We start from the raw sequence: 6573 nt of genomic DNA on the forward strand, positions 1-6573 counted from the left end.
GCATCCTGTTTTTCGCGAGGGAATGTCCCCGGATGCGGTGCGACCGGCTCTTCATGGACGGGACCGAGTGAGCGGGCCGCTCGCCTGGGTGGCGGACGGGCGCGACCGGCTGCTGACCTATGTCCGCAGGCGGATCCGTGAGCCCGAACAGGCCGAGGACATCGTGCAGGAGGCGATCATGCGCGTCATCGAGCAGGAGCGCAGACAGGTGATCGAACAGCCGCTCGCCTATGCCTTTCGCGTCGCGGACTCGGTCATCCATAACCGCGCCCGGCGCATCGTCGCCAACCATGGCCCGGTCGACACCGAACTGGCCTGCGCGCTGCCGCTGGCGGACGAGGTGCTGGACTATCGCCAGCGTTTCGACCGGTTCCGCGCCGTGCTGGACACCCTGCCGCCGCAGCGCCGCGCGGTCTTTGTCGAACGCCATCTGGAGGGCAAGTCGCGCCAGCAGATCGCCGAGGAGATGAACATCAGCGTCGAGGCGGTGAAGAAGCATCTGGTCCGCGCCATGGTCGACCTCGCCGGATGCGTGGACGACGGCCCCATCCGCCCCCTTCCCCGGAGCCGGGCGCATGACTGACGGGCTGATCGAAGAGGCGGCGGACTGGGCCGACCGGCTGGATGCGCTGTCGCCGGACGATCGCGCCGAACTGGGCGCATGGCTGAACCGCTCGCCCGCACATCGCGACGCCTTGGGGCGGATGGTGCGGCTGCTGGGCGACCCGGCGCTGTTCCATGTCGTCGAGCAGGCGGAGCGGGCGAGCCCGTCCGTTCCGGCGCCCCGCCCCCGTCCCCGCCGCTGGCAGGCGCTGGCGCGCCCCGCGAACCGGCGCTTCACCATCGGCATCGCCGCCGGGCTGACCGCCGTCGCGGTCGCGCCGGTGCTGTGGCACGCCCTGCCCCCCGGCGGAACGGTGCGCGCAGACTATGCCAGCGCGGTCGGGCAGCAGCGCCGGGTCACGCTGCCCGACGGATCGGACATGACGCTCGACGCCGCCTCGCGCGTTGTCATCGCCTTTTCGAACGGCGCACGCGACCTGACGTTGCAAGGCGGCGCGGCACGGTTCGAGGTGCGCCACGATGCAAGCCGCCCCTTCGCCGTCTCGACACCCGAGGGGCAGATGGTCGCGCTGGGCACCAATTTCAGCGTCGATCGCGGCGCGGGGCGTAGCGAGTTGCGCGTCTATCGCGGCCGGGTGCGGCTGACCGTGCCGGGACAGGTGCCGGTGGTCGTCACCGCTGGCCATTGGGCCGAGGCCGGGCGCGACCGGATCGCGCTCCACCGCTTCGACACGGGCAGCTATCAGGGGTGGCAGGATCGCTGGTTGACCGGCGACCGCATCCGGCTGGGCGATGCGGTGGCGCGGATCGGGCGCTACAGCCCGCGCCCCATCCGGCTCGCCGATCCGGCGCTGGCGAACGAGACGTTCAACGGCCGCTTCCGGCTGGACCGCCCGGTCGAGAGCCTGACGCTGATCGGCGCGCTGTTCGACCTGTCGGTGCGCGAGCGGCCGGACGCGATCACCCTCGCGCGCAGGTAGCTATTGCGAGTCCCTATCAAAAGTATATGAGGCGCTCGCAAAGGGGACATCCTATGCGAACGATCACCGGCGGGTTGCTGGTCCTGGGCCTGACCGCCGCTTCCGCGCAGGCGGCCACGCTCGACGACGACGGCACCACCGGGCAGGAGATCGTCGTCACCGGCCGCGCCTCGCCCGCGCCCAAGGCGGCCGACGACCGCTACAAGCCGACCCCCGACGCCTCGACCCTGCGCTCCTCGGCCGGACCGCTGGAGACGCCGCAGGCGGTCAATATCGTGCCCGCGCAGGTGATCCGCGACCAGCGCCCGCGCTTCCTGGACGATGCACTCGCCAATATCAGCGGCATCACCCAGGGCAATACGCTGGCCGCGACGCAGGACACGGTGCTCAAGCGCGGCTTCGGCGGCAATCGCGACGGGTCGGTGATGCGCAACGGCATGCCGCTGGTGCAGGGTCGCGCCTTCAACGCCGCGACCCAGAGCGTCGAGGTGCTGAAGGGCCCCGCCTCGCTGCTCTATGGCATCATGGACCCCGGCGGGGTCATCAACACCGTCGCGAAGAAGCCGCTGCTCGACCCGCATCTGGCGGTCGCGCTGACCGGATCGGCCTATGCCGCATCGCGCACCGGGCTGGAGGCGATGGCCGACCTGACCGGCCCGATCGCGGGCAATCTGGCCGGGCGGCTGGTGCTCGACCATCAGGACGAGGATTATTGGCGCAATTTCGGCGAGCGCCGCGACACGCTGATCGCGCCCTCGCTAGGCTGGTATGGCGGCGATACGCAGGCGGTGCTGTGGTATGAATATCGCCGGTTCGACACGCCCTTCGACCGGGGGACGGTGCTCGATCCCCGCACCATGACCCCGCTGGCGGTGCCGCGTCGCGAGCGGCTGGACGATCGCAACAACCGGATGGTCGGCGACAGCCACCTGGTCCAGCTGGCGCTCGACCACCGGCTCGGCGGCACCTGGGCGGCGCATCTGGCGGCCAGCTTCAACAGCGAGCGTTACGATGCCGGACAGTTGCGGGTGACGGCGGTGAACACCACGCGCGGCACGCTGACCCGCCGCAACGACGCCACGGTCGGCTCGCTCAGCACCGATGCCTATGTCCAGGCCTATCTCGACGGCCAGGTCGAGGCGCTGGGGATGCGGCACCAGATCATCCTGGGCGTGGAGGGCGAGTATCGCCGCTATTACCGCCGCGACCTGATCCGCCAGGCGACGTCCACGACCTTCAGCTATCTGCGTCCCGTCTATGGGCGCGAGCCCTTTCCGACCACCGTGTCGCCCTCCGACAGCGACCAGACCGACCGGCTCTACAACTATTCGCTGTTCGGCCAGGACGCGATCCATCTGGGCGAGCGCTGGATCGTCACGGCGGGCGGGCGGCTAGTCGGGTTCGACCAGCGGGCGGGGCGCGGACGGCCCTTCACCGCCAACACCGATCTGGACCGCTGGGAGTTCGTGCCCCAGGCCGGGCTGGTCTGGCGCGCGACCGACACGCTGTCGCTCTATGGCGGCTATACCCGCTCGCTGAAGCCGACCTCGACCATCGCGCCGCTGGCCAGCGGCGTCACCCTCACCTCGGCCTTCGCGCCGGAGCGGGGACGCTCGTTCGAGGTCGGGGCCAAGCTGGACGTGCCCGACCGCGTCACCGCGACGCTGGCGCTGTACGACATCGACAAGCGCAACGTGCTGGTGTCGCAGTTCAATCCGGCCACCGCGCTGACCGATTACCGCACCGCCGGCCGTGCGATCTCGCGCGGGGTGGAGCTGGACGTGGCGGGCCAGGTGACGCGCACGCTCAGCCTGATCGGCAGCTATGCCTATACCCATGCGCGCACCGTCGAGGACCCCGCATTTTCGGGCAACCAGCTCGCCAATGTCGCGCCGCATACCGCGTCGCTGTCAGCGGCCTATGATGTCGGGGCGATCGCGGGCGAGGATCGGTTGAGGCTGGGCGCGGGCGGACGCTATGTCGCGCGGCGGCCGGGGGACGATGCCAACAGCTTCTGGCTGGCATCCTATGTCGTGGCCGACGCCTTCATGACCTATGACACGCAACTGGCGGGGCGGCGGGTGACGTTCCAGTTCAACCTGAAGAACATCTTCGACCGCACCTATTACACCTCGGCGGTCAACCAATATGGCGTCGCGATCGGAGACCCGCGTCGCGCGATCGGCACGGTCAGCTTCGCTTTTTGAGAAGGGGCGGCGCGCATACCCGCCGCCCCTGTCCCTCAGCTCAGGCCTTCAGGCCCTTCGCCATGTTCAGATGCGCGGCGACGGTCGGGATCAGCCCGTTGGCGAAGGTCTTCAACTGGGGCACGTCGCCGGTCGCGGCATAGGCCTTCAGCGCATCGAGCGTCTGCTGGTGCCCGGCCGCCTGCGCGGCGATATAGGCCTGGTCGAACGCCGCGCCGTTGAGCGACTTCAACTGGTCGATCGTCTGCTGCTGCTCGGCATTGAGCGCCGGGTCGGGGGTGAGCGCGGGGCTCAGCGTGGCAGTGGTCGCCTTCAGCTTGGCGGTCGAGGCGGTGTGCGCGTCGATCATCTTGCGGGCATAGGACTTGACCGAGGCGGACGAACCATTGGTCAGCGCCAGCTTCGAGCTTTCGATCTCGAACGCGTCGCTGGCGGCGGCGGTGTTGACGAAGCTCTGCGACGCGCTGACGGCGGCGGGGGTCGGCGTCGCGGCGTCGAGCTGGTTGGCGGCGGCGACGCTGTTCGTCGTGTCGGCGGGCGTCGCATCCTGTTTCTTGCCGCACCCCGCCAGCGCGAGAAGGGCGGTCGTGGCGATGAGCGTCGTACGAATGGTCATGGCAAACCCCTGAAAAAGCGTCGGGAGATGGGGTGTAAGCGTCTGTCGGGCGATGACGTTCCCAACAGGGAACCGGCCCGTGACGGACCCGGACGCCACTTTTCGTCGTTGAGGCGGGCATCGCCGTCATCCGTATCAGCGAAGGAACTTGGTCATGAGCATTTTCGGCAATATCCTGAACAAGATATTCCACCATGGCAGCAAGACGCCTGCCCCCGCTCCCACCCCGGCGCCCGCCACGATCCAGGCGGAACCGACCCAGCCCGCCCCGGCCGCCGCACCTACCCCTGCTCCCGAACCCGCATCGCCCCAGGCGGTCGATGTCGGTGCGGTCCTGTCCGAAATGGCGTCGATGAAGGGCGGCGGGGGTAACTACCAAAGCTCGATCGTCGATCTGCTCAAGCTGCTCGACCTGGATTCTAGCCTGTCGGCGCGCAAGGAACTGGCCGACGAACTGGGCGTCCACGCCGCCGAGGACGGGTCGGCCGAACAGAATATCGCGCTGCACAAGGCGGTGATGGCCAAGCTCGCCGAAAATGGCGGCGTCGTGCCCGACAGCCTGCGCAACTGATCGCGCAAGGTCGGCGGCGCATCACCGCCGCCGACCCCGTCCCCTCAGTCGCGGAACAGCAGCGGCGCCATGGCATGCAGGCTGCGCCGCCATGTCTGGAATTCGTGCCCCGTATCCGGCGAGACGAAGAAGGCGCTGTTGAGCCCGGCCTTCTTCAACGCTTCGGCATTGGCGCGCGGATCGCGGCGCGGGCCGCCCGGCGGGCCGGTGCGACCGCCCTCCAGCTCGCGACTGCCGAAGCTGACAAAGGTCAGTCGCACCTTGTCGCGATAGCCCGGCGTCGCCTTCACATCCTCCATCGACACGGTCCCGCCGCTCAGCAACCCGATCGCGCCGAAGGTGTCGAGATGTTTGGGGGCGATCAGCTTGGTCTCGAACCCGCCCATGGACAGCCCCGCCATCGCGCGGTGACGCGGGTCGGACAGGGTGCGGAAATGCCCGTCGACATAGGGAATCAGCTCGTTCAGCAGCACCGTCTGGAACGGCCGGATATCGAACGCGGCCAGCCCGCCTGGACCGCCGGGGCGCAGGTCGTTGGTCATGCCATAGGTCATGACGATGAGGAACGGCCGCGTCTTTCCGGCGGCGATCAGATTGTCCATGATGAGGTTGGCATGGCCCTGGTTGGACCAGGCGGTCTCGTCCTCGCCCCAGCCATGCTGGAGATAGAGGACCGGATAGCGTTCGCCCGCGCTCCGATCATAGCCGGGCGGGGTGTAGACGAAGGCGCGCCGCTGCGTGCCCGTGCTGGGCGAGGCGAACAGGATCTGCTCGACCCGGCCATGGGGCACGTCCTTCAGCGCATAGAAGTCCGCGTCATGCGCCGGAATCTCGATCCCGCTTTCCCAGCGCGTCGAGCCGTAGAAGTTGAGCGTGCCCGGATCGTTGAACGTGCCGCCGTCGACGGTCAGGTGGTAATAATGAAATCCCTCGTCCAATGGCCCTTCGGACGTGCCCATCCATGACCCGTCGGGCTCTTTTGTCAGCACGGTCCCGCCGCGCCCACCCAGCCCCAGGCTGACCTTCACCGCCCTGGCATCGGGGGCGAGGATGCGGAAACGGGCATAACCTTGCGAATTGACCTGCGGATAGAGCTGGCCCGGCTGGTTGAGCGAGGAGGGTCTGAAATCCTCCTTCACCGGCGCGGGCGTCGGCGCGGACGGGGTCTGGGCCGACCCGGCCGCCGCCACGCCCGCCATACCCATCGTCAGCGCCGCGAGTGCGATCCTCATAGCTCATCCTCCCTCGTCTCCCGGTCCCGAAAGCCGGTTCGTTTCCGCGAGGGTGATCGCAAGGACAGGACAACACAAGCGCCGATCGGCACAGGTCCGGAAACGGATCAGATGCTGTCCCAGCCGCTCGACAGGGCGGCGAAGAAGGGTTCGGCCTTACGGCGTTTCGAACATGATCGGCGATCGCGGCAGCCTGCTTCATCATGATGCAGGCGAAAGCGACGACGTGAAGTCCGGCGAGTGTCTGGGCATAGCGTTCATAGTCCTTGACGAGACGGCGGAAGCGGGTTGCCCAGGCGAATGACCGCTCGACGACCCAGCGGCGCGGCAGGAGAACAAACCCGCGCTTGGCCTGCGGCAGTTTGACGACTTCGAGCGCGATGCCATGCTTGTCTGCTGCATC

At 68.4% G+C, this 6573-nt stretch carries 6 protein-coding genes and 1 pseudogene; 4 read left to right on the forward strand and 3 right to left on the reverse strand.

All coding sequences use genetic code 11. The features are described 5' to 3' along the window. Positions 1 to 67 precede the first annotated feature (67 nt). The 3 genes from ACFX59_RS14505 to ACFX59_RS14515 are packed head-to-tail and all read left to right on the forward strand — an operon-like array spanning position 68 to position 3751. Positions 68 to 583, forward strand: a complete 516-nt coding sequence (locus tag ACFX59_RS14505) for an RNA polymerase sigma factor (protein ID WP_387433064.1) — start codon at positions 68 to 70, stop codon at positions 581 to 583. Continuing rightward, entirely contained in the window at positions 576 to 1544 is a 969-nt protein-coding gene (locus ACFX59_RS14510) for a FecR family protein (protein WP_387433066.1), read from the forward strand. The genes ACFX59_RS14505 and ACFX59_RS14510 overlap by 8 nt, the downstream gene beginning before the upstream one ends. 53 nt (positions 1545 to 1597) lie before the next feature. Continuing rightward, positions 1598 to 3751: a TonB-dependent siderophore receptor gene (locus tag ACFX59_RS14515; protein WP_387433069.1), complete on the forward strand. Its 2154-nt coding sequence runs from the start codon at positions 1598 to 1600 to the stop codon at positions 3749 to 3751. A gap of 40 nt (positions 3752 to 3791) precedes the next feature. Here ACFX59_RS14515 and ACFX59_RS14520 read toward each other — a convergent pair whose 3' ends face one another. Continuing rightward, entirely contained in the window at positions 3792 to 4367 is a 576-nt protein-coding gene (locus ACFX59_RS14520) for a DUF4142 domain-containing protein (protein WP_387433070.1), read from the reverse strand. Positions 4368 to 4521: 154 nt separating this feature from the next. Between ACFX59_RS14520 and ACFX59_RS14525 the strand changes: the two genes are divergently transcribed. Next, positions 4522 to 4938 (forward strand): DUF3597 family protein, encoded by a 417-nt coding sequence (locus ACFX59_RS14525; RefSeq protein WP_387433073.1) that lies wholly within the window; start codon positions 4522 to 4524, stop codon positions 4936 to 4938. Positions 4939 to 4982: 44 nt separating this feature from the next. On the opposite strand, the gene ACFX59_RS14530 is transcribed toward ACFX59_RS14525, so the two are convergent. Next, entirely contained in the window at positions 4983 to 6170 is a 1188-nt protein-coding gene (locus ACFX59_RS14530; protein WP_387433076.1) for an alpha/beta hydrolase-fold protein, read from the reverse strand. 190 nt (positions 6171 to 6360) lie between these two features. Beyond that, positions 6361 to 6573: pseudogene (locus ACFX59_RS14535) on the reverse strand (transposase); the annotation flags it as partial.

The sequence above is a fragment of the Sphingomonas sp. NCPPB 2930 genome, from assembly GCF_042867205.1.
Taxonomy (GTDB): Bacteria; Pseudomonadota; Alphaproteobacteria; order Sphingomonadales; family Sphingomonadaceae; genus Sphingomonas.